Origin of the sequence: Mycobacterium sp. E735 (assembly GCF_001666955.1) — a bacterium.
Lineage (GTDB): Bacteria > Actinomycetota > Actinomycetes > Mycobacteriales > Mycobacteriaceae > Mycobacterium.
Window position 1 is genome coordinate 1 of sequence record NZ_LZIX01000318.1, and the last position, 543, is coordinate 543.

Consider the following 543-nt stretch of genomic DNA (forward strand, 5'->3'; position numbering starts at 1 on the left):
GAAGTGCACGATCTCGTGCGTCAGCGTCATGCCCCGCGCCCTGGCCTCCTTGAAGGAGGGGCGAACGATGGTGTGCAGCAACATGATTCCGTCGGACGGCAGCACCTGGTAGGCCATCTTGAAGAAGCGGCCGTAGCGCTGGCGGCCGAAGTGCTCGAAGGCGCCGATCGAAACGATGCGGTCGACGGGTTCGTGAAACTTCTCCCAGCCCTGCAACCGGACTTCGACGGAGCGGTCGGTGGGGATGGCGGCCATTTTGGCCTTACTGTAGGCAAACTGGTTGCGACTCAGCGTGATCCCGATCACGTTGACGTCATATTTCTCGATCGCCCGGTGCAGCGCTCCTCCCCAGCCGCAACCGATGTCGAGTAGCGTCATCCCCGGCTCGAGATTCAATTTGCCCAGCGCCAGATCGAACTTCGCATTCTGCGCCTCTTCGAGCGTCATGCCCTCGCGTTCGAAATAAGCGCACGTATAGCCCATTGTCGGATCTAGGAACAGGGCAAAAAACTCGTCCGAAACGTCGTAGATGGATTGCGATTC

General features: G+C 59.5%; 1 protein-coding gene. It reads right to left on the minus strand.

Going from position 1 to position 543, the window contains the following annotated elements; all coding sequences use genetic code 11:
- On the minus strand, positions 1-543 hold a 543-nt coding region (locus tag A5704_RS25865), incomplete at both ends, for a class I SAM-dependent methyltransferase (protein ID WP_156737766.1).